The sequence below is a fragment of the Enterobacter sp. ECC_219_Taxon_10 genome (assembly GCF_058354905.1).
Window position 1 is genome coordinate 2,423,326 of the sequence record NZ_CM178005.1, and the last position, 18,105, is coordinate 2,441,430.

The 18,105-nt window shown below is 55.9% G+C and carries 21 protein-coding genes; 15 read left to right on the top strand and 6 right to left on the bottom strand.

The genetic code is table 11. From position 1 onward, the window contains the following. Positions 1-141: 141 nt before the first annotated feature. A complete protein-coding gene (gene eamA / locus AC4ICF_RS11570; RefSeq protein ID WP_316379128.1) occupies positions 142-1,047 on the top strand; it encodes an O-acetylserine/cysteine exporter in 906 nt (301 codons plus the stop codon). A gap of 32 nt (positions 1,048-1,079) precedes the next feature. Here the strand turns inward: eamA and marB are convergent, their stop codons facing one another. From marB to marR, 3 genes are read right to left on the bottom strand one after another with little or no spacing between them, the layout of a single operon-like run. After that, complete coding sequence (marB, locus tag AC4ICF_RS11575; protein WP_316379129.1) at positions 1,080-1,298, bottom strand: multiple antibiotic resistance protein MarB; 219 nt, start codon at positions 1,296-1,298, stop codon at positions 1,080-1,082. A gap of 33 nt (positions 1,299-1,331) precedes the next feature. Beyond that, the gene (marA, locus tag AC4ICF_RS11580) at positions 1,332-1,712 is read right to left on the bottom strand and encodes an MDR efflux pump AcrAB transcriptional activator MarA (protein ID WP_008502237.1); all 381 of its coding nucleotides are present in this window, start codon (positions 1,710-1,712) and stop codon (positions 1,332-1,334) included. Positions 1,713-1,732: 20 nt separating this feature from the next. Further along, positions 1,733-2,167, bottom strand: coding sequence for a multiple antibiotic resistance transcriptional regulator MarR (marR, locus tag AC4ICF_RS11585; protein ID WP_116339933.1), 435 nt, complete (start codon positions 2,165-2,167; stop codon positions 1,733-1,735). A gap of 256 nt (positions 2,168-2,423) precedes the next feature. Here marR and AC4ICF_RS11590 point away from each other — a divergent pair, with 256 nt between their 5' ends. Further along, on the top strand, positions 2,424-3,089 hold the full coding sequence (locus tag AC4ICF_RS11590) for a MarC family NAAT transporter (RefSeq protein WP_302218442.1): 666 nt from the start codon (positions 2,424-2,426) through the stop codon (positions 3,087-3,089). 46 nt (positions 3,090-3,135) lie between these two features. On the opposite strand, the gene AC4ICF_RS11595 is transcribed toward AC4ICF_RS11590, so the two are convergent. Beyond that, positions 3,136-4,332, bottom strand: coding sequence for a sugar transporter (locus AC4ICF_RS11595; protein ID WP_116339929.1), 1,197 nt, complete (start codon positions 4,330-4,332; stop codon positions 3,136-3,138). Between the two features lie 176 nt (positions 4,333-4,508). Between AC4ICF_RS11595 and AC4ICF_RS11600 the strand changes: the two genes are divergently transcribed. From AC4ICF_RS11600 to AC4ICF_RS11610, 3 genes are all read left to right on the top strand, one after another. Beyond that, a complete protein-coding gene (locus tag AC4ICF_RS11600) occupies positions 4,509-5,297 on the top strand; it encodes a PhzF family phenazine biosynthesis protein (protein ID WP_316379130.1) in 789 nt (262 codons plus the stop codon). A gap of 26 nt (positions 5,298-5,323) precedes the next feature. After that, positions 5,324-6,118, top strand: a complete 795-nt coding sequence (locus AC4ICF_RS11605) for a PhzF family phenazine biosynthesis protein (RefSeq protein ID WP_116339925.1) — start codon at positions 5,324-5,326, stop codon at positions 6,116-6,118. 81 nt (positions 6,119-6,199) lie between these two features. Further along, complete coding sequence (locus tag AC4ICF_RS11610; protein WP_316379131.1) at positions 6,200-6,682, top strand: GNAT family N-acetyltransferase; 483 nt, start codon at positions 6,200-6,202, stop codon at positions 6,680-6,682. Here AC4ICF_RS11610 and ptrR read toward each other — a convergent pair. Next, positions 6,636-7,514 carry a putrescine utilization regulator PtrR gene (ptrR, locus tag AC4ICF_RS11615; RefSeq protein ID WP_116339922.1) on the bottom strand — a complete coding sequence of 293 codons (879 nt, stop codon included), beginning with the start codon at positions 7,512-7,514 and terminating at the stop codon, positions 6,636-6,638. The two genes, AC4ICF_RS11610 and ptrR, sit on opposite strands and share 47 nt — an antisense overlap. A 98-nt stretch (positions 7,515-7,612) precedes the next feature. Here ptrR and sad point away from each other — a divergent pair, with 98 nt between their 5' ends. The 8 genes from sad (at position 7,613) to AC4ICF_RS11655 (ending at position 16,513) form a co-directional block, all read left to right on the top strand. After that, entirely contained in the window at positions 7,613-9,001 is a 1,389-nt protein-coding gene (gene sad, locus AC4ICF_RS11620; RefSeq protein WP_316379132.1) for a succinate-semialdehyde dehydrogenase, read from the top strand. A 129-nt stretch (positions 9,002-9,130) separates the two neighbouring features. Continuing rightward, on the top strand, positions 9,131-10,720 hold the full coding sequence (locus tag AC4ICF_RS11625; protein ID WP_316379134.1) for a methyl-accepting chemotaxis protein: 1,590 nt from the start codon (positions 9,131-9,133) through the stop codon (positions 10,718-10,720). A gap of 88 nt (positions 10,721-10,808) precedes the next feature. Further along, positions 10,809-11,711: a glutaminase B gene (glsB, locus tag AC4ICF_RS11630; protein ID WP_208327233.1), complete on the top strand. Its 903-nt coding sequence runs from the start codon at positions 10,809-10,811 to the stop codon at positions 11,709-11,711. Next, a complete protein-coding gene (locus AC4ICF_RS11635) occupies positions 11,711-12,073 on the top strand; it encodes a DUF4186 domain-containing protein (protein WP_316379135.1) in 363 nt (120 codons plus the stop codon). Before glsB ends, AC4ICF_RS11635 begins: the two co-directional genes overlap by 1 nt. A gap of 180 nt (positions 12,074-12,253) precedes the next feature. Further along, positions 12,254-13,219, top strand: coding sequence for a sensor domain-containing diguanylate cyclase (locus tag AC4ICF_RS11640; protein ID WP_116339911.1), 966 nt, complete (start codon positions 12,254-12,256; stop codon positions 13,217-13,219). Between the two features lie 83 nt (positions 13,220-13,302). Continuing rightward, positions 13,303-13,830, top strand: a complete 528-nt coding sequence (locus AC4ICF_RS11645; RefSeq protein ID WP_166711154.1) for a GNAT family N-acetyltransferase — start codon at positions 13,303-13,305, stop codon at positions 13,828-13,830. Positions 13,831-13,946: 116 nt separating this feature from the next. Further along, positions 13,947-15,398 (top strand): tagaturonate reductase, encoded by a 1,452-nt coding sequence (locus tag AC4ICF_RS11650; RefSeq protein ID WP_439209801.1) that lies wholly within the window; start codon positions 13,947-13,949, stop codon positions 15,396-15,398. 200 nt (positions 15,399-15,598) lie between these two features. Next, the gene (locus AC4ICF_RS11655) at positions 15,599-16,513 is read left to right on the top strand and encodes a bestrophin family protein (RefSeq protein ID WP_316379137.1); all 915 of its coding nucleotides are present in this window, start codon (positions 15,599-15,601) and stop codon (positions 16,511-16,513) included. On the opposite strand, the gene AC4ICF_RS11660 is transcribed toward AC4ICF_RS11655, so the two are convergent. After that, complete coding sequence (locus AC4ICF_RS11660) at positions 16,501-17,049, bottom strand: GNAT family N-acetyltransferase (protein WP_192982334.1); 549 nt, start codon at positions 17,047-17,049, stop codon at positions 16,501-16,503. The two genes, AC4ICF_RS11655 and AC4ICF_RS11660, sit on opposite strands and share 13 nt — an antisense overlap. A gap of 324 nt (positions 17,050-17,373) precedes the next feature. Between AC4ICF_RS11660 and AC4ICF_RS11665 the strand changes: the two genes are divergently transcribed. Both AC4ICF_RS11665 and AC4ICF_RS11670 read left to right on the top strand, forming a co-directional pair. Continuing rightward, the gene (locus tag AC4ICF_RS11665; RefSeq protein ID WP_162874948.1) at positions 17,374-17,517 is read left to right on the top strand and encodes a hypothetical protein; all 144 of its coding nucleotides are present in this window, start codon (positions 17,374-17,376) and stop codon (positions 17,515-17,517) included. Next, positions 17,517-18,104: a hypothetical protein gene (locus tag AC4ICF_RS11670; RefSeq protein WP_316379138.1), complete on the top strand. Its 588-nt coding sequence runs from the start codon at positions 17,517-17,519 to the stop codon at positions 18,102-18,104. The genes AC4ICF_RS11665 and AC4ICF_RS11670 overlap by 1 nt, the downstream gene beginning before the upstream one ends. The last annotated feature ends 1 nt before the right edge of the window (position 18,105 follow it).

Consider the following 18,105-nt stretch of genomic DNA (forward strand, 5'->3'; position numbering starts at 1 on the left):
TCACGACATAAGGGGCTTGTATAGCTCCCGATTTATCCCTAAGTGCTTCAGCTCCCTGCCAGAAATAATGATCTTCTCGCGACACACTTTTTTCTGTTACCTTGAAGTGTTAACAAATTATTAATAATTCAGGGGCAGGGTATGACGCGTAAAGACGGGCTGCTGGCGTTGCTGGTGGTCGTGGTGTGGGGGCTGAATTTCGTGGTCATCAAGCTGGGGCTGCACAACATGCCCCCGCTGATGCTGGCCGGTTTGCGTTTTATGCTGGTGGCGTTCCCGGCGCTCTTTTTCGTCGCCCGTCCAAAGATTCCGTTAAAACTGCTTTTGGGCTATGGCCTGACCATCAGCTTTGGCCAGTTCGCGTTTCTCTTCTGCGCCATTAAGTTCGGGATGCCGGCCGGTCTTGCCTCGCTGGTGTTACAGGCGCAGGCGTTCTTTACCATTATTCTCGGCGCCTTCGTGTTTGGCGAACGTTTACAGGGCAAACAGCTGGCGGGGATCGCGCTCGCGGTGTTTGGCGTGCTGGTGCTGATTGAAGCCAGCCTGAACGGTCAGAACGTGGCGCTGCTCGGGTTTATGCTCACGCTGGCGGCGGGGCTGAGCTGGGCCTGCGGCAATATCTTCAACAAGCTGATTATGCAGCACGAGGCGAGGCCTCAGGTGATGTCCCTGGTGGTCTGGAGCGCGTTGATCCCGATAATCCCGTTTCTGGCGGCGTCGTTTATTCTGGATGGCCCGGAGGTGATGCTGAACAGCCTGGTCGACATCGATCTGACCACGATCCTTTCTCTTATCTATCTGGCGTTTGTCGCCACCATCGTGGGCTACGGGATCTGGGGCTCGCTGCTGGGGCGCTATGAGACCTGGCGCGTCGCGCCGCTGTCTTTGCTGGTTCCGGTGGTTGGGCTTGCCAGTGCGGCGATACTGCTGGATGAAACGTTAAGCGTGCTGCAGCTGCTCGGCGCCGTGCTGATCATGGCCGGTCTGTACATCAACGTGTTTGGTCTGCGTGTACGTCGGGCGGCGCGGGTGAGTGGAAAGGCATAAAAAAAGCCCCGCGTATGCGGGGCAAAAACGAATCAGAGGCCGCGCCGATTATAATAAGGCACGCCTAATTCGTCGGATTTGTCGCTACCAGCACCCATATGGTTGAAATCAAAAGGTGACTGGTCATGTGCTGACGGCAAAATCATCGTGTCACGATTATTTTGCTGCGTTGCACCTGGGGTTTGCTCCGCGAAGGTCTGGCTGGAAAACAGCACCAGCAAGGCGAGGGCGGCGGAGGCGGTAACGTTCATTTTTTCCTCGGTTACGTCTGTTACAGGCGATGTTTAACTACAGTGTTTTAACGGATACAGATAACGGGATTCACCCGGTACGCTGGTGATTCGGTACTTATGAGGCGGCACGTCAAAGTAGTTCTTGAACGTACGCGTCAGGGTTTGCTGTGATTCAAATCCGTAACGCTCCGCCAGATAAAGGATCGGCTCATTGCTTTCTTTCAGTTTCTGGGCAATTTCCGTCAGTTTGCGGCTGCGAATATATTGACCTAATGAATGACCGGTCTCTTTTTTGAACATCCGTTGCAGGTGCCATTTGGAGTAACCTGAACGCTCAGACACTTTTTCAAGGGAGAGCGGCGATTCCAGGTTATCTTCGATCCAGTCCAAAATGCTATGAATAGTGATAGCGTCAGTATTGCGTCTGGACATCGTCATACCTCTTTTTCTGTTTACGGCAGTATTTTCTTCAGCAAAAGCTCAAGGGTTGCCACTTCATCTGCCGTTAAGTTTTTTGTTAGTTCCTGATGCAGTGTTTGTCCTACTAATTGATGACATTGCTCGCACATAGCCGCGCCATCGCTGGTGAGCCTGACCAGTACGCCGCGTTTGTCATTTGGGTTAGGGCTTCGTTCTACCCATCCTTTGCAGACGAGACGATCGAGCATGCGCGTTAACGCACCCAGATCGACAGAGAGCACCTTTTTCAGCTCAACCGGCGTGATACACCCTTCGCAGCGAATGGAGCACAGCACTTTGAACTGTGTTGCGGTGATATCCAGCGGTGACAGATAGTCATTGAGCAGGCGATCTTTTTTCTGGTTAACCATATGAATAAGACGACCCAGTGGAACAACGTCGTTGAAGATATCACTGGTGTTTTTCACAATGGTTGCCCTGGCAAGTAGTTTAGTCACGGCAGATATTATTGCTCAGGCAAGTATAAGTCAACTGAATGAATCGGCCGATGCCACGAATTGCTAAAACGTTTCATGAACTTTATTTGAAAGCTTGTAAATCATATAGATAACTGCTGGTTATCATTACCTTAAGAAAATAATCGTTACGTTGCGCTGATGGCTGAGCGTCACACTTTCACCCTATAATTGCGATGTTAAATGTGGATAAGGACAACGACGCACTATGTTGGATTTGATTAAAGCAATTGGGCTTGGGCTGGTGGTACTGCTGCCGTTGGCTAACCCGTTAACGACGGTGGCGCTTTTCCTCGGGCTGGCAGGGAATATGAACAGCGCCGAGCGCAATCATCAGTCGATGATGGCTGCCGTGTATGTCTTTGCCATCATGATGGTGGCCTATTACGCCGGGCAGCTGGTGATGAATACCTTCGGGATTTCCATCCCTGGCTTGCGTATCGCCGGGGGGCTGATCGTGGCCTTTATCGGCTTCCGCATGCTGTTCCCGGCGCAAAAGGCGCACGAGTCGCCCGAGGCGGCCAGTAAATCCGAAGAGCTGGAAACCGAACCGAGTGCCAATATCGCCTTTGTACCGATTGCCATGCCGAGCACGGCGGGGCCGGGTACTATCGCGATGATCATCAGCTCCGCGTCGACGGTGCGCGACAGCGCAACCTTCCCGGACTGGGTGCTGACGGTTGCGCCGCCGCTGATTTTTGCGATTATCGGGCTTATCGTCTGGGCGTCGCTGCGCAGCTCTGGCGCCATTATGCGCTGGGTAGGCAAGGGCGGGATTGAAGCCATTTCGCGGCTGATGGGCTTCTTGCTGGTTTGTATGGGCGTGCAGTTTATTATTAACGGCGTGCTGGAGATTATTAAGACCTACCATTGAGTTTATTGCCGGGTAAGGCGAAATCGCCACCCGGCATAAACAAACCTCACCCGTGCTGCCCCTGTTCCTCCAGCGCCACCGGCCACTTGCGGAAGATGAGTACCGACCAGATCAGCGCCACCAGGGCCGGAATGGCTCCCAGATAGCCAATCGCCGACATCGACACGTGCAGGCTAATCTGATTTCCCACCAGCGCCCCCGCGCCAATCCCCAGATTGAATATCCCCGAGAACAGCGACATCGCCACGTCCGTGGCATCCGGCGCCAGGGCCAGGACTTTCACCTGCATGCCGAGACCAATAATCATAATCGCTACGCCCCAGAACAGGCTCAGGATCGCCAGATGGCTTTCGCTGCCTGACGCAGGCAGCAGCAGCACCAGGCACGCCAGCAGCAGGCCGATGGCACTGCTCACAAGCAGGGAGGCATGCTGGTTACCCAGTTTGCCAAACAGCACGCTGCCAATAATGCCCGCGCCGCCGAGGATGAGCAGTAAGAGGGTGGCAAAGTTAGCGCTAAAGCCCGCGACCATCTGCACAAACGGCTCAATGTAGCTGTACGCCGTGTAATGCGCGGTGACCACGATAACGGTGAGCAGGTAGATACTCAGCAGCGCCGGGCGACGCATCAACAGCGGCAGGCTTTTCAGCGAACCGGAATGTTCGCTCGGCAGCGCGGGCAGCAGCTTAATCAGACACACCAGCGTCACCAGCGCGCCCATGCCGATGGCGAAGAAGGTGGTACGCCAGCCGAAGTATTGTCCCACGATGCGGCCAATGGGCAGCCCCAGCACCATTGCCAGCGCGGTACCGGTGGCAATCAGGCTCAAGGCCTGGGCGCGTTTACCCGCCGGCGCGAGTCGAATAGCCAGCGACGCGGTAATCGACCAGAACACCGCGTGGGCAAAAGCGATGCCGATGCGGCTAATGACCAGCACCGTAAAATTCCACGCCATAAACGACAGGACGTGACTGGCAATGAACAAAGTAAACAGACCGATCAACAGCCTGCGCCGCTCCATCTGGCTGGTCAGCAGCATAAACGGCAGCGACATCAGCGCCACGACCCAGGCGTAGATGGTCAACATAATGCCCACCTGCGCCGTTTCCATCTGGAAGCTTTCGGCTATGTCAGACAACAGCCCAACCGGAACAAATTCTGTGGTGTTAAAAATAAACGCGGCAATGGCCAGCGTGACCACGCGTAGCCACGCAACTCTGCGGGAAACTGTGTTCGTTGTCATAGGGATGTGGAGATACGTTGCTGGAAAGAAGAGGAGACGATCTTAAAACGTTGAACGGCGAAAACTCAACCATTATGTGACGCAGATCTCAATATTTACTTTATGAAAGCGGTAGCCGGAGGCACTGTTTTCATTGAATATAAAAGTACAACACAACAAAAACAGGCGGTAAGACAATGCAGGAGATTGATTTTTATCTGGTAGATGCGTTCAGCAAGAGCGCTTTTGGCGGCAACCCGGCGGCGGTTTGCCCGCTGAAAGCGTGGTTACCCGATGAGACGCTACTGAAAATGGCGCAGCAGCATAATCAGTCGGAAACCGCATTTTTCGTCTGCACTAAAGGCGGCATTGAGCTACGCTGGTTTACCACGCTCGCCGAAGTCAATCTTTGCGGTCATGCTACCCTTGCTGCCGCGTACGTTCTGTTTAATGAACTGAATTACCCCGACTCACGGATCCACTTTGACACTGCGTCCGGTCGCCTGACGGTCAGCCGGGAGGGAGAGTGGATGACGCTGGACTTCCCGGCGTGTCCGACCTGTGAAGAGACGCCGCCGCCGGAGATGCTTGCGGCGCTAGGTATCCGCGATTACGTTGAAGCCCGTAAGGGCCGCGCCTGGGTGATTGTGCTGGAAAACCGCCAGCAGGTTGAAGCGCTTGAGCCGCGCTTTTCGGCGATGACGCCGGGCGAGCATAAGGTGAGCGTGACGGCACCGGGCGAAGGGGAGTATGACTTTGTCAGCCGCTTCTTCTCGCCGGGCGTTTCCGTTCCGGAAGATCCGGTCACCGGATCCGCGCACACGATGCTGATCCCCTACTGGAGCGAAAAGCTGGGGAAAACGGCGATGTTTGCCCGTCAGGTCTCGGCGCGCGGCGGGGATGTACGCTGCGAGCTGCGAGGGGAGCGCGTAATGATGAGCGGTCAGGCGTCATGCTACCTGAAAGGCACTGTGTATCTGCGCTAAAACTGATAACAAGAGAGGAAGAGACAATGCGGGAAATTGATTTTTATCTGGTGGATGCCTTCAGCGACAAAACCTTTGGCGGCAACGCCGCGGCGGTATGTCCTCTGGAAGAGTGGCTGCCCGACGAGACGCTTCTCAAGATGGCGCAGCAGCATAACCAGTCTGAGACCGCCTTTTTTGTGCGAACAGACGGTGGGTTTGAACTGCGCTGGTTTACCACGCTGCATGAAATTAACCTCTGCGGCCATGCGACCCTCGCGGCATCACACGTCATTTTTGAGTATCTGGACTACCCACATACGGAAATTCACTTTACCACGCGCTTCGTGGGCGAGTTGACGGTCAAACGCAGCGGCGACTGGCTGACGCTGAACTTCCCCGCGTGGTCGACGGAAGCCGTCGATAACCCGCCGCCGGCGCTGTTTAGCGCGCTGGGCATCCCGGCGGCGAAAGAGGTGCGCGTCGGGCGAGATTATATGGTGGTGCTGGAGAGCCAGCAGCAGGTGGAGGCGTTAACGCCTGATATTGGCGCGATGGTACCGCTGGATAAAATGGTCTGCGTGACCGCGCCTGGCGAGGGTGAATATGACTTCGTCAGCCGCTTCTTCTGCCCGGGCGAAGGGGTACCGGAAGATCCGGTTACCGGGTCCACGCACAGCATGCTGATCCCTTACTGGAGCGAAAGGCTGGGTAAGACGTCGCTGAACGCCCGCCAGGTGTCGTACCGCGGCGGGGATCTTCGCTGTGAACTGAAGGGCGACCGCGTGCTGATTGGCGGCCAGGCAACGCTGTATCTGAAAGGGCGTGTCTTTTTGCGCTAGCCGGACGGCGTATAAGTTAATACTATGATGCACCCAGGCAGGCCTGCGCTATGTTGAAATAAAAACAACAAGGAGCCTGCCATGTATTCCATTACCTCTGAATCTGCCCGCCATCCGGACATTACCAGACTGATCGCGGCGCTTGACCGCTATCAAAGCGAACTCTATCCCGCCGAAAGTAATCATCTGCTCGATCTGGCTGCGCTGCCGGAAACGTCGCTGATCCTGATGATCGTCCGCGACCAGCAGCTTCAGGCCGTCGGCTGCGGCGCCATCGTGCTCAACGGGGGCGGAACGGGAGAGATGAAGCGGGTCTATATCGATCCGGCCCATCGGGGCCAGCATCTCGGTGAGACGCTGCTGGCCGCCCTGGAAGACGAGGCCCTGAGCCGTCATTGCCACACGGTGCGGCTGGAAACGGGCATTAAGCAACGCGCTGCGGTTCGTCTCTATGAACAGTGCGGATACGAACTGCGTCCGGCCTTTGCCCCCTACGTTGACGACCCGCTCAGCCTGTTTATGGAGAAGGCGCTGGTTGAAGACGTTCGTTTAGCAGCGCTATAAACGCCTCCAGCTGGCGGGTCATCGCCCCGCGACGCCACACCAGCCAGGTGGTGAGCCAGCGCCAGTTTTCCGCCAGTGGCCAGGCTTCAACCTGATGATGGCCCGGCATACTTTCCAGCATTGAGCGCGGCATCAGGGCAATGCCTGCACCCGCAATGACGCAGGCGAGCATGCCGTGGTAGGACTCCATCTCATGAATGCGACCGGGCGTGGCTCTGTCCGCATGAAACCAGCTTTCAAGGTGTCGACGATACGAGCAGTTCGCGCGAAAGGCATAAACGTCGCTGCCGCTCACCTGCGCGGCGCGCGTGACCTCCGCCTGCCCGGCAGGTGTGACCAGCATCATCTCTTCCCTGTAGACCGGCATCCCCTCCAGCTCCGGGTGCGACAGCGGTCCGTCGACAAAAGCGGCGCTCAGGGTTCCCTCCAGTACGCCGTCAATCATCGTCCCGGATGGCCCGGTAGAAAGGGCAAACTGGATGCGCGGATAGCGCTGGTTAAACTGCGCCAGCGTCTCGGGGATGCGCACGGCGGCGGTGCTCTCCAGCGCGCCGAGGGCAAACAGCCCCTGCGGCTCATCGCCCGCGACGACCATGCGCGCTTCATCCACAAGCGCCAGAATCTGCCTGCTGTAGCGCAGGAAGTTATGCCCGGCGGGAGATAAGCGCAAACGCTGGTTCTCACGAATAAACAGCTCAACGCCAAGATCGGCCTCCAGCTGGCGGATGCGGGTCGTCAGGTTCGAGGGAACGCGATGCACCTTCTGTGCCGCCTGGGTGATGCTGCCCGTCTGCGCGACGGCGTTAAACATTTCAAGCTGGGTTAAATCCATAGCATTCTCGTTTCGTGAATAAGGTGGTCAGTATTATTCATTTTTAAGAAATAGCAGAGTGAGCCACACTTAATCAACCGTAATGCGTGGAGAACATCATGAAATATTCATCTGCTACACATGCCCTGTCAGTTAACCCGGCTACGGGCGAAACGCTCGCCGCCTGTCCGTGGGCGACGCAGGAAGAGGTTGAACGTGCCATCGCGCTGGCTGATGCGGGCTTTCGTCAGTGGCGGTGCGAAAGCGTTGCCCACCGGGCGCAGAAGCTGCGCGATCTCGGCGCCGCGCTGCGCGGCCGTGCGGAAGAGATGGCCCGGATGATGTCCCGCGAGATGGGAAAACCCATTCAGCAGGCGCGGGCGGAAGTGGCGAAATCAGCGGGTCTGTGCGACTGGTATGCCGATCATGGCCCGGCGATGCTGCATGCGGAACCTACGCTTGTGGAAAACCACAACGCGGTCATTGAATACCGTCCGCTGGGGCCGATTCTGGCGGTAATGCCCTGGAACTTCCCGCTCTGGCAGGTTCTGCGCGGCGCGGTGCCGATCCTGCTGGCAGGTAATAGCTATCTGCTCAAACATGCGCCGAACGTGCTCGGCTCGGCGGAACTTATCGCGCAGATTTTTGCAGATGCCGGTTTTCCTGAAGGGGTGTTCGGCTGGGTGAATGCCACCAATGACGGCGTAAGCCAGGCGATTAACGATCGCCGCATTGCGGCGGTGACTGTCACCGGCAGCGTGCGCGCCGGGGCCGCCATTGGCGCGCAGGCGGGCGCTGCGCTGAAAAAATGCGTACTTGAGCTGGGTGGCTCCGACCCGTTCATCGTACTCAACGATGCCGATCTGGACCTTGCCGTGAAGGCGGCGGTAGCAGGGCGCTACCAGAATACCGGGCAGGTGTGTGCGGCGGCCAAACGCTTCATTGTGGAAGCGGGTATTGCGGATACCTTTACCCGACGCTTCGTTGACGCCGTCGCCGCGTTAAAGATGGGCGCGCCGGAAGAAGAAGAGAATTACCTTGGCCCGATGGCGCGCTATGACCTGCGCGATGAACTGCATCAGCAGGTGCAGGCGAGCCTGGCAGAAGGGGCAACGCTGCTGCTGGGCGGAGAGAAAATCAGCGGCGACGGGAATTATTACGCGCCTACCGTGCTGGCGAACGTCACTCCGTCGATGACAGCCTTCCGCCAGGAGCTGTTTGGTCCGGTTGCGGCCATTACGGTCGCGAAAGATGCGGATCACGCCCTCACGCTTGCCAACGACAGCGACTTCGGTTTGTCTGCGACGGTCTTTACCGCTGACGCAGCGCTTGCGGATAAATTCTCTCGCGAGCTGGAGTGCGGCGGGGTGTTTATCAACGGTTACAGCGCCAGCGACGCGCGCGTGGCCTTTGGTGGCGTGAAGAAGAGCGGTTTTGGCCGCGAGCTTTCTCATTTCGGGCTGCATGAATTCTGTAATGTGCAGACGGTGTGGAAGAACAGAGTGTAATTTATCGCCCGGCGGCGCCGCGCTTGCACCTCAGGCAAGACGGCGTCGCCTGTCATTTTTCTGAAATGGTTCTGTCATTTTCGTTTCGTAGACTCGCACGCGTCTAACGTCTTGTTACTGAAGAAAATTATGAACCTAACGCAAATTTTTCGTCGTATTGCGCAGCGTCTTATCCCTCGCCAGTTTGGCCTGCTGACGGGTATCTTCTGCATCATTGGCCTTTTCTCCGCGCTGCAGCTCTCCTCATCCTTTCTGCTTAACGCCTCCCTGAAGGAAGCTCAGCGCAATGAACGGCAAAACCTGCTGGCGTATCAGCAGCAGAGCAAGCTGGATCTGGCGCGCGTCTCACTGCTGGCGGCGAGCGATCTGCTCAACCGCTCCGGCGTCTGGTTTATGCAGGATAAAGAGACAGGCTCGGAAGGAAGCTGGCACAGCCTGATGGACGACGCACAAAAGTCGCTGGCGGTTTCTCAGCAGGCATGGAAGGCCTGGCTGGCGCTCAGCCCGCCAAAAGATGAGGCGTTGATTAACAGTTACCAGCTTTTCTACGATGCCATTAAAGAGCAATCGGAAGCGCTTGTCAGAACCAACTCCATTGATGCCTTCTTTGCCGTGCCGGCGCAGGCGTTTCAGACCGACTTTAACGACAACTACGCGCGCTATCAGCAGGCCAGCGAGAAGCAGGCCATGCAGGGGCGTCAGGCCCTGATGGCGCAGCTCTCCGGTCTGCAAACGCTGTTCCTGCTAGCGCCTGTTCTGCTGCTCGCCATCGCCGTAGCGGTCTGGTTCGGCATGTCCCGTTGGGTGATTACGCCGCTGCGTCGCCTGATTGCGCATATTAACCGAATGGCGGCCGGGGATCTCTCCGGCACGCCGCCCGATGTTATGCGTTTTAACCGGGAGACCGGGCAGCTCAGCGACAGCGTTGCCACCATGCAGCGCGGCCTTCAGCAGCTGGTGACCCAGGTCAGCCACGCCACAGCCACGATGGTGGAGAACATTGGCTCCCTCGCAGAGGGAAACCAGAAGCTGTATCAGCAGTCGGCGCGTCAGGCAAAAGAGCTGGAGGAGGTGACAACACATATCGCGGCGCTGGAAACCCACGTGGAAGGCAATACCGGCTATGCCCGGCTCGCCAGCTCGCGTGCGGATGAAGCGCGTCAGGCCGCGGTGGGCGGCGACCAGATGATGTCGACCGTGAATGCGTCCATGCAGGCGATCGTCGAGCGATCTTCAGAGATGCGCGGGATCGTGGCGATGATCGACAGCGTGGCGTTTCAGACTAACATTCTGGCGCTGAACGCCGCCATTGAGGCCGCCCATGCCGGAAACCAGGGGCGAGGGTTTGCCGTTGTCGCGCGGGAAGTCGGGCTTTTGGCCAGAAAAAGCAGCCATTCGACGCAGACCATTCAGGAGCTTATTAACCGCTCGCTGCAGGGCATTGAAGACGGTTCTCGTGCCGTTAACCTGATGGAAGAGAATCTGCAGCAGGTCACTGGGCTTGTGGGGAATTTAAGCAGTTTGCTGAATGAGATCTCAACCGCCACGCTCAGCCAGGGAGAGAGTATTCACCAGATGACGCGCCAGCTTCAGGCGCTGAATCAGGTCTCCCGCCAGACGGATTTGCTGGTTTCTGACGCCTCGGAAGCCTCAGAACGCCTGCAAAAGCAGTCCGATCTTTTATTGCAGGCCGTTTCGCGTTTTCGTCTTAGCGCCTGACGCAATACATTAGCCTCTGTTATACTCGCAGCCCGTTTTAGCCTGAGGGCAAGGAGCAATAAGAGTGGCTGCGGTCATCCATAATGAGATGCTGGACGAGATTCTGGCGCAGGTTCGTCCGTTATTGGGAAAGGGTAAGGTTGCCGACTATATACCGGCCCTTGCCTCGGTGAGCGGGAATAAGCTGGGCATCGCTATCTGTACCATAGACGGACAGCGATACCAGGCCGGCGATGCGACTGAACGTTTCTCCATTCAGTCCATTTCTAAAGTGCTGAGTCTGGTCGCGGCGATGCGCCAGTACGAGGAAGAGGAGATCTGGCAGCGCGTGGGGAAAGATCCGTCCGGCCAGCCTTTTAACTCACTGCTTCAGCTCGAAATCGAGCAGGGTAAACCGCGCAACCCCTTTATCAATGCCGGGGCGCTGGTGGTCTGCGATATGCTGCAAAGCCGCCTCAGCGCACCGCGTCAGCGAATGCTTGAGATCGTGCGTCAGCTCTCGGGCGTGGACGACATTGCCTACGATTCGGTGGTGGCGCGCTCGGAGTTTGAACACTCCGCCCGCAACGCGGCTATTGCCTGGCTGATGAAATCCTTCGGCAATTTCCACAACGATGTGGCGACCGTGCTGCAAAACTACTTCCATTACTGCGCCCTGAAGATGAGCTGCGTTGAGCTGGCCCAGACGTTTCTGTTCCTTGCGCACCAGGGGCACGCGCCGCATCTCGATCAGGAGGTTGTTTCCCCGCTTCAGGCGCGTCAGGTCAATGCTCTGATGGCAACCAGCGGCATGTATCAGAACGCCGGCGAGTTTGCCTGGCGGGTTGGCCTTCCGGCCAAATCGGGTGTTGGTGGCGGAGTGGTGGCGATTGTGCCGCATGAAATGGCGATTGCCGTCTGGAGCCCGGAGCTGGACGAAACGGGAAATTCACTTGCCGGCGTGGCAGTTCTGGAGAAGCTGACCCAACGTCTTGGACGTTCCGTATACTGATGTCTGACCTGGATCCTCTCTTTTCCCGTCTGGCGCGATCGACGTTTCGCTCGCGCTTTCGCCTGGGCAATAAGGAACGGCAGTACTGCTGGGACAAAGGCTCCGAAACCATTGACCAGCATGCCGCCGATTTTGTCGCTAAACGCCTTGCACCGGCGCAGCCCGCAAACGACGGTAAGCAGACGCCCATGCGCGGCCATCCGGTGTTTATCGCCCAGCATGCCACCGCGACCTGCTGTCGGGGTTGTCTGGCAAAATGGCATAGCATTCCCCAGGGCGTGCAGCTGAGCGCGCAGCAGCAGCACTATATCGTCAGCGTTATCCACCACTGGCTGGTGATACAGATGAACGCCCAAAAATGATAATTAATGCGTTCTGCTCTTAACGCCATCGGGCATTCCAGCCTCGCGCCCGGCTGGCGGACGAGCAAATCGTCATAAGGCATTGACGTAAAAATGGATAGCGGCTTAACAGGATGTCGAACACTGACAATGTCTCTGTTTAAGCTACGCTTTGAGTAACGCTTTACGTCAGGAGACATTATGAAAGCACCTGCAACACCTGAAAATGAAATGGACAGACTTAACGCGCTGCGCGAATCGGGTCTGCTTGAGATTGACAGTTCCCCGGCGTTTGACCGCTTAACGCGTCTGGCAAAACGCTTTTTCCAGGTACCGCTGGCAATGGTCAACCTTATTGATGAGCATACGCTGATCGTTAAGTCGGCTGATGGGCAGGCACCCGGTTCCGTTCCGCGTAATATCTCATTTTGTGGTCATACTATCCTCACCGAAGCACCGCTAATTGTGGGGGATATGCTTCAGGACGATCGTTTTGCAGATAACCCGCTGGTGGCCGGCGAACCTCGCGTGCGGTTTTACGCAGGCTTTCCGCTGCGCCTGCGCAACGGCGCAAGCGTTGGCTCGCTTTGCCTGATTGACTACGCACCGCGGGAGTTCTCAGCGGCCGATCTCGCCGTGCTGGGGGATTTGGGCGCGCTTGCTGAAGACGAGTTTGCGGCAATCAGCGCGGCGACAACCGATGAATTGACCGGATTATTCAACCGACGGGGCTTTAACCAGCTGGTGCGCTTCACGCTCTCCATAGCCCGACGCCGGGCTGAGCCGTTAACGCTCGGCTGGCTGGATCTGGATCGGTTTAAGGAAATTAACGATCGCTACGGGCACGAAGAGGGGGATAAGGCTTTAAAAACCATGGCGCAGTTGATGCGCGCCTCTTTCCGCGAAGCGGATCTGCTGGTTCGTTTCGGCGGCGATGAGTTTGCCGTGCTGTTTGCCGATACGGATGAGAAGGGCGCGTGGATTGCCATGCAGTATCTCGCCGAGCAGGTCGAAAACTACAATGCGCGCAAGCTACATCCGTGGTCGCTTATGTTCTCCTGGGGGCTCAGCGAATTCGATCATAACAGCAACGACCTGCAGCAGTGGCTCAAAGATGCCGATGAAAAAATGTATGCCATGAAGCAGCAGCGGCAGCGGGCCAGGTAACATAACAAAACCGTATGGCCGTTTCGTTTGCGTTAATAAAATGTTAAATGCAAAGTGAGGGTATTCAACGTAAGGACTCAACAATGAATACCCCACTGCAAATTAAAATCCTCACCCGGGACGATATTCTCACCCATCTTGATGCGCTGTCCGAAATCCTCGAAAACTGCGTTAACGGCGGCGCATCCGTCAGCTTCATGCTGCCTTTTAGCCCAGAAAAGGCCCGTTCATTCTGGCTCAGAATAGCTGACAGCGTAGGGCGCAACGAGCGCGTTGTGCTGGCCAGTATCGATCCGCAGGAGGGCGTTATCGGCACGGTGCAATTGATTACCGACCAGCCGGAAAACCAGCCACACCGTGCGGATGTGGCAAAGCTGCTGGTTCATGAAAAGGCTCGGCGTAAAGGAGCCGCAATGGCACTGATGGAAGCGCTGGAGGCTGAGGCCCGGTCAAGAGACATTTCGGTTCTGGTGCTCGATACCTCCACCGGCAGCGGCGCGGAAACCTTCTACCAGCGTGCCGGCTGGCAAAAGGTCGGTGAGATCCCACGCTACGCCCTGATGCCGGACGGCGCCATGACGGCCACGTCGGTGTTCTATAAATTCCTGTAATTATTTCACAACCACGCCCGGGATTGATCGAAACAGGGTTTCTGGTCGTAAAGTTTTGATAAGTTATTGTACCAATCTTATCAGGCTGTATGACTAATCATAAAAGGAACCCCCTTGTGAACACGCTCAACCGTCGTGATTTTCCCGGTGCGCAGTACCCCGAACGCATCATTCAGTTTGGTGAAGGCAATTTCCTGCGTGCGTTTGTCGACTGGCAAATTGACCTCTTGAATGAACATACCGATCTCAACGCCGGTGTGGTTATCGTTCGTCCTATTCAGAGCGACTTCCCGCCCTCGTTAAGCACACAGGATGGGTTGTACACCACCATCATTCGTGGCCTGAATGAGCAGGGCGAAGAGGTGAGCGACGCTCGACTTATCCGCTCCGTTAACCGTGAAATCAGCGTCTACGACGATTACGACGCATTTCTGAAGCTGGCCCACAACCCGGATATGCGCTTTGTTTTCTCGAACACCACCGAAGCCGGCATCAGCTACCACGCGGGGGATAAGTTCGACGATGCCCCTGCGGTGAGCTATCCGGCGAAGCTGACGCGGCTACTGTTTGAGCGCTTTAGCCACTTCAACGGCGCTCCTGACAAAGGCTGGATCATCATTCCGTGTGAACTGATTGACTACAACGGTGACGCATTGCGTGAACTCGTGTTGCGCTATGCGCAGGAGTGGACGCTGCCTGCCGCCTTTATCCAGTGGCTAAACGAGGCGAACAGCTTCTGCTCAACGCTGGTTGACCGCATCGTGACCGGTTATCCGCGCGACGAAGCGGCCACGCTGGAGGCTGAGTTGGGGTATCACGACGGGTTCCTGGATACGGCTGAACACTTCTATCTGTTTGTTATTCAGGGGCCTGAATCTCTTGCCCGCGAGCTGCGCCTGGATCAGTATCCGCTAAACGTGCTAATCGTGGACGACATCAAGCCCTACAAAGAGCGCAAAGTCGCCATCCTGAACGGTGCGCACACGGCGCTGGTGCCGGTGGCATTCCTGTCCGGGCTGGATACCGTGGGCGAGGCGATGAACGATGCAGCGATCTGCGCATTTGTCGAAAAAGCGATTTATCACGAGATAGTCCCGGTCCTCGATCTGCCCCGTGACGAGCTGGAATCTTTCGCCAGCGCGGTGACAGGGCGCTTCCGGAACCCCTACATCAGACACCAGCTGCTTTCCATTGCGCTCAATGGCATGACCAAGTATCGCACGCGTATTCTTCCGCAGCTGCTGGCAGGGCAGAAGGCAGTGGGAAAATTACCCGCACGTTTGACGTTTGCCCTGGCGGCACTGATCGCATTTTATCGCGCGGAGCGTAACGGGGAGAGCTACCCGGTGCAGGATGATGCGTTCTGGCTGGAACGGTATCAACAGCTATGGGCGCAGCATCGCGATAATCAAATAGCTACCCGTGAACTGGTGCACGCCGTGCTGAGCGAGGAAGCGCACTGGGAGCAGGACCTGACGAAGTTGGATGGTCTCGTCGACCAGATAACGCTCGATCTTGATGCCATTCTGCTGAAGGGTATGCGCGCGGCGGTGAAGCCGCTTTGCTAATCACGTGACCCGGCTTCGGCCGGGTTTAAACAGGCATTACTTTAGTTACAACATACTATTTGCCATTACTTAAAAAAAACATGCAGCACCGTGCGGTTTACGTTCTTCAGATGAGAAAATGCAATGTTCCGTTAACATGCTTGCAACCGTGACGGGGATCACGTTTAATAGCCACGCTCTTTTCTTGCCTGAAACTCACTATGATCGTTCGTCCTAAACAGCACTGGCTACAACTGATTTTTGTCTGGCATGGTTCGGTACTTCCTAAAATCTATACCCGACTGCTGCTCAACTTCCTGCTTTCTATCGCCGTTATTCTGATGCTGCCGTGGTATACCTCACTCGGCATTAAATTTACCGTGGCACCGTTTAGCATTCTCGGCGTGGCAATTGCTATTTTTCTGGGTTTCAGAAACAACGCCTGTTATTCGCGCTACGTTGAGGCTCGCCTGCTCTGGGGGCAACTGATGATAGCGGCACGCTCGCTGTTTCGCGAGGTAAAAAACACCTTGCCTGACGATAAGCACCTGGGGGAGTTTGTCCGCCTGCAGATCGCCTTTGCCAACTGCCTGCGCATGACCCTGCGCCGGGATATGGATGCTGAGCAGCTCTCTCGCTATCTTGCTCCGGACGCTTTACGTCAGGTAATGGGCTCCAACTCGCCGGCGAACCGTATTTTACTGATCATGGGGGAGTGGCTGGCCGTACGGCGGCGTAACGGGCAACTCTCAGACATCCTGTTTCACAGCCTGAACAACCGTCTGAACGATATGTCCATCGTCCTTTCCGGGTGCGAGCGCATTGCGACAACGCCAGTGCCGTTTGCCTATACGCTGATTTTGCACCGCACGGTGTATCTCTTCTGCATCATGCTGCCGTTCGCGCTGGTTGTGGACTTGCACTACATGACGCCGTTTGTCTCGGCGCTGATCTCCTACACCTTTATCTCGCTGGATACCCTGGCGGAAGAGCTGGAAGACCCGTTTGGCACAGAAGATAACGACCTGCCGCTGGACGCCATCTGCAACATGATGGAACGCGATCTGCTGCAGATGAACGATGAAGAGAACATTCCGGAAAGGCTGATGCCGGATAAGCACTATCAGTTGACCTGACGGTCGTTCCACTCGTCGCGGGTGATCTCCCACAGTTCAGAGTCCAGCATCCCGCTGACGTAGGCTTTCTTTTCCGTTCTGATAAGCCGCATGCCGCTGCTGTCTGAAATACGACGGGAGCGGCTGTTCGCGGCGGCCTTCGGCGCCCGCAAAACGGGTTTGTTCAGCGTATTAAACCAGTAATCCGTCGCCGCAATGCTGGCCTCACGCATATACCCCTGTCCCTGAAACTCCGGAGCCAGCCAGAATCCGCGGTTATTATCGTCAACGTCGTACAGGCAGATAATCCCCATCAACTCATCCGGCACCTCGCTACGGCGGATGCTCCAGAACCAGGCAATCCCTTTTGCCATATCCGGCAGCGCGACGTTGTTGACATAATTTTCCGCGCCGTTATCCGGGTAGGGCCAGGGCACTGTAGAGACCATATAGCGGACAATCTCCCAACGCGGATACAGCTTTTGAATCTGAACCGCATCTTCGGCAACCAGCGGTTTCAGCAGGAGACGTTCTGTCGTAAGTGTCGGTATCGTCATCTGCGGATCTCCATATTTAAGCGTTATGTTTTTGTTTGCGTTCTGGTATTTTCACTTCTATCACATTCTGTTTAGTTGCGTTGTAACTTATTTACTACCAAAATTTTGCTCTGCAGATCTCTCGATTACCGTCAGATTAGTTGGGTTAACCTACCCACAAACATAAGGAGTAATGTATGGTTTTGCCTGGAATGAATCCTGAGAAAAATCTACCCGGATATGATTATGCTCGCGTGGCAGGTTTTGGAGCTGCGGATTTCGATTTCAAAGCATTGGGTTCCGCAATGGACTGTAATCGCGAATTCACACAAGCCGGGATCATTTATGCTGATGGAGCTCAACGATACCTGGTTCGTTCTGGTCAACGTCATCCTAATGGTCAAAGTGGTATTGGTTGCGTCACCCGGTAACATACCACGGACGGGTAAATACATTATCGGTACCATTCAGTCGCTGGCGGTATTCTGATGAGCTTTCTGAGTTTTTTAACCGGGCGCGTATTCCAGGATCTCCTGCTGCATGGCAAAGAGATAGAAGAGGCTGTTGCTCGTCGTGATAGCCGCCTTTTAAACCATTCCACTCCCGAGCTGGAACGGTATTTTTCCCGGCCGCTCAGCGAGCTTCCGCGTCAAAATCCTTATCCGGTAGCGGCGCTGTTACCTCTGTTTTTAGTGGCATTTGCGTTAAACCTTTTGCCTTTTCTTCACGCATTGCCGGGCTTATCGCCATTACATCATGCACTGAGTTTTTTCATACCATCATTAACAATGACAGGCGTGCTCATTGCAATAAGTGTACTTCTGTCCCGTGGGAAGATGTCTGGATTGTTGGGGTTTATGGCCTTGTTCATCATTCTGCTGATAGCGACCCTCGTTCAGGCGCTCCATATACTGCTTTCTCATGACGGAAGTCTTTGGCCACTGGTCATCGCATTTTTCGCTCTGCTACTTTGTCGGATGGTGATGAACAGCAGAGGCTTTGTGCTGTTTACGCTCTATTGTCGCACTCAGCGTCTTGCCAGACTGGCACGCGAAATGCGGCTAAAAAGCCATTAAT

Bases quoted from the DNA above. Each gene is read 5' to 3' on its own strand.
- eamA (WP_316379128.1), top strand. From the start codon at position 142: ATGACGCGTAAAGACGGGCTGCTGGCGTTGCTGGTGGTCGTGGTGTGG.
- marB (WP_316379129.1), bottom strand. From the start codon at position 1,298: ATGAACGTTACCGCCTCCGCCGCCCTCGCCTTGCTGGTGCTGTTTTCC.
- marA (WP_008502237.1), bottom strand. From the start codon at position 1,712: ATGTCCAGACGCAATACTGACGCTATCACTATTCATAGCATTTTGGAC.
- AC4ICF_RS11590 (WP_302218442.1), top strand. From the start codon at position 2,424: ATGTTGGATTTGATTAAAGCAATTGGGCTTGGGCTGGTGGTACTGCTG.
- AC4ICF_RS11595 (WP_116339929.1), bottom strand. From the start codon at position 4,332: ATGACAACGAACACAGTTTCCCGCAGAGTTGCGTGGCTACGCGTGGTC.
- AC4ICF_RS11600 (WP_316379130.1), top strand. From the start codon at position 4,509: ATGCAGGAGATTGATTTTTATCTGGTAGATGCGTTCAGCAAGAGCGCT.
- AC4ICF_RS11605 (WP_116339925.1), top strand. From the start codon at position 5,324: ATGCGGGAAATTGATTTTTATCTGGTGGATGCCTTCAGCGACAAAACC.
- AC4ICF_RS11610 (WP_316379131.1), top strand. From the start codon at position 6,200: ATGTATTCCATTACCTCTGAATCTGCCCGCCATCCGGACATTACCAGA.
- ptrR (WP_116339922.1), bottom strand. From the start codon at position 7,514: ATGGATTTAACCCAGCTTGAAATGTTTAACGCCGTCGCGCAGACGGGC.
- sad (WP_316379132.1), top strand. From the start codon at position 7,613: ATGAAATATTCATCTGCTACACATGCCCTGTCAGTTAACCCGGCTACG.
- AC4ICF_RS11625 (WP_316379134.1), top strand. From the start codon at position 9,131: ATGAACCTAACGCAAATTTTTCGTCGTATTGCGCAGCGTCTTATCCCT.
- glsB (WP_208327233.1), top strand. From the start codon at position 10,809: ATGCTGGACGAGATTCTGGCGCAGGTTCGTCCGTTATTGGGAAAGGGT.
- AC4ICF_RS11635 (WP_316379135.1), top strand. From the start codon at position 11,711: ATGTCTGACCTGGATCCTCTCTTTTCCCGTCTGGCGCGATCGACGTTT.
- AC4ICF_RS11640 (WP_116339911.1), top strand. From the start codon at position 12,254: ATGAAAGCACCTGCAACACCTGAAAATGAAATGGACAGACTTAACGCG.
- AC4ICF_RS11645 (WP_166711154.1), top strand. From the start codon at position 13,303: ATGAATACCCCACTGCAAATTAAAATCCTCACCCGGGACGATATTCTC.
- AC4ICF_RS11655 (WP_316379137.1), top strand. From the start codon at position 15,599: ATGATCGTTCGTCCTAAACAGCACTGGCTACAACTGATTTTTGTCTGG.
- AC4ICF_RS11660 (WP_192982334.1), bottom strand. From the start codon at position 17,049: ATGACGATACCGACACTTACGACAGAACGTCTCCTGCTGAAACCGCTG.
- AC4ICF_RS11665 (WP_162874948.1), top strand. From the start codon at position 17,374: ATGCTGATGGAGCTCAACGATACCTGGTTCGTTCTGGTCAACGTCATC.
- AC4ICF_RS11670 (WP_316379138.1), top strand. From the start codon at position 17,517: ATGAGCTTTCTGAGTTTTTTAACCGGGCGCGTATTCCAGGATCTCCTG.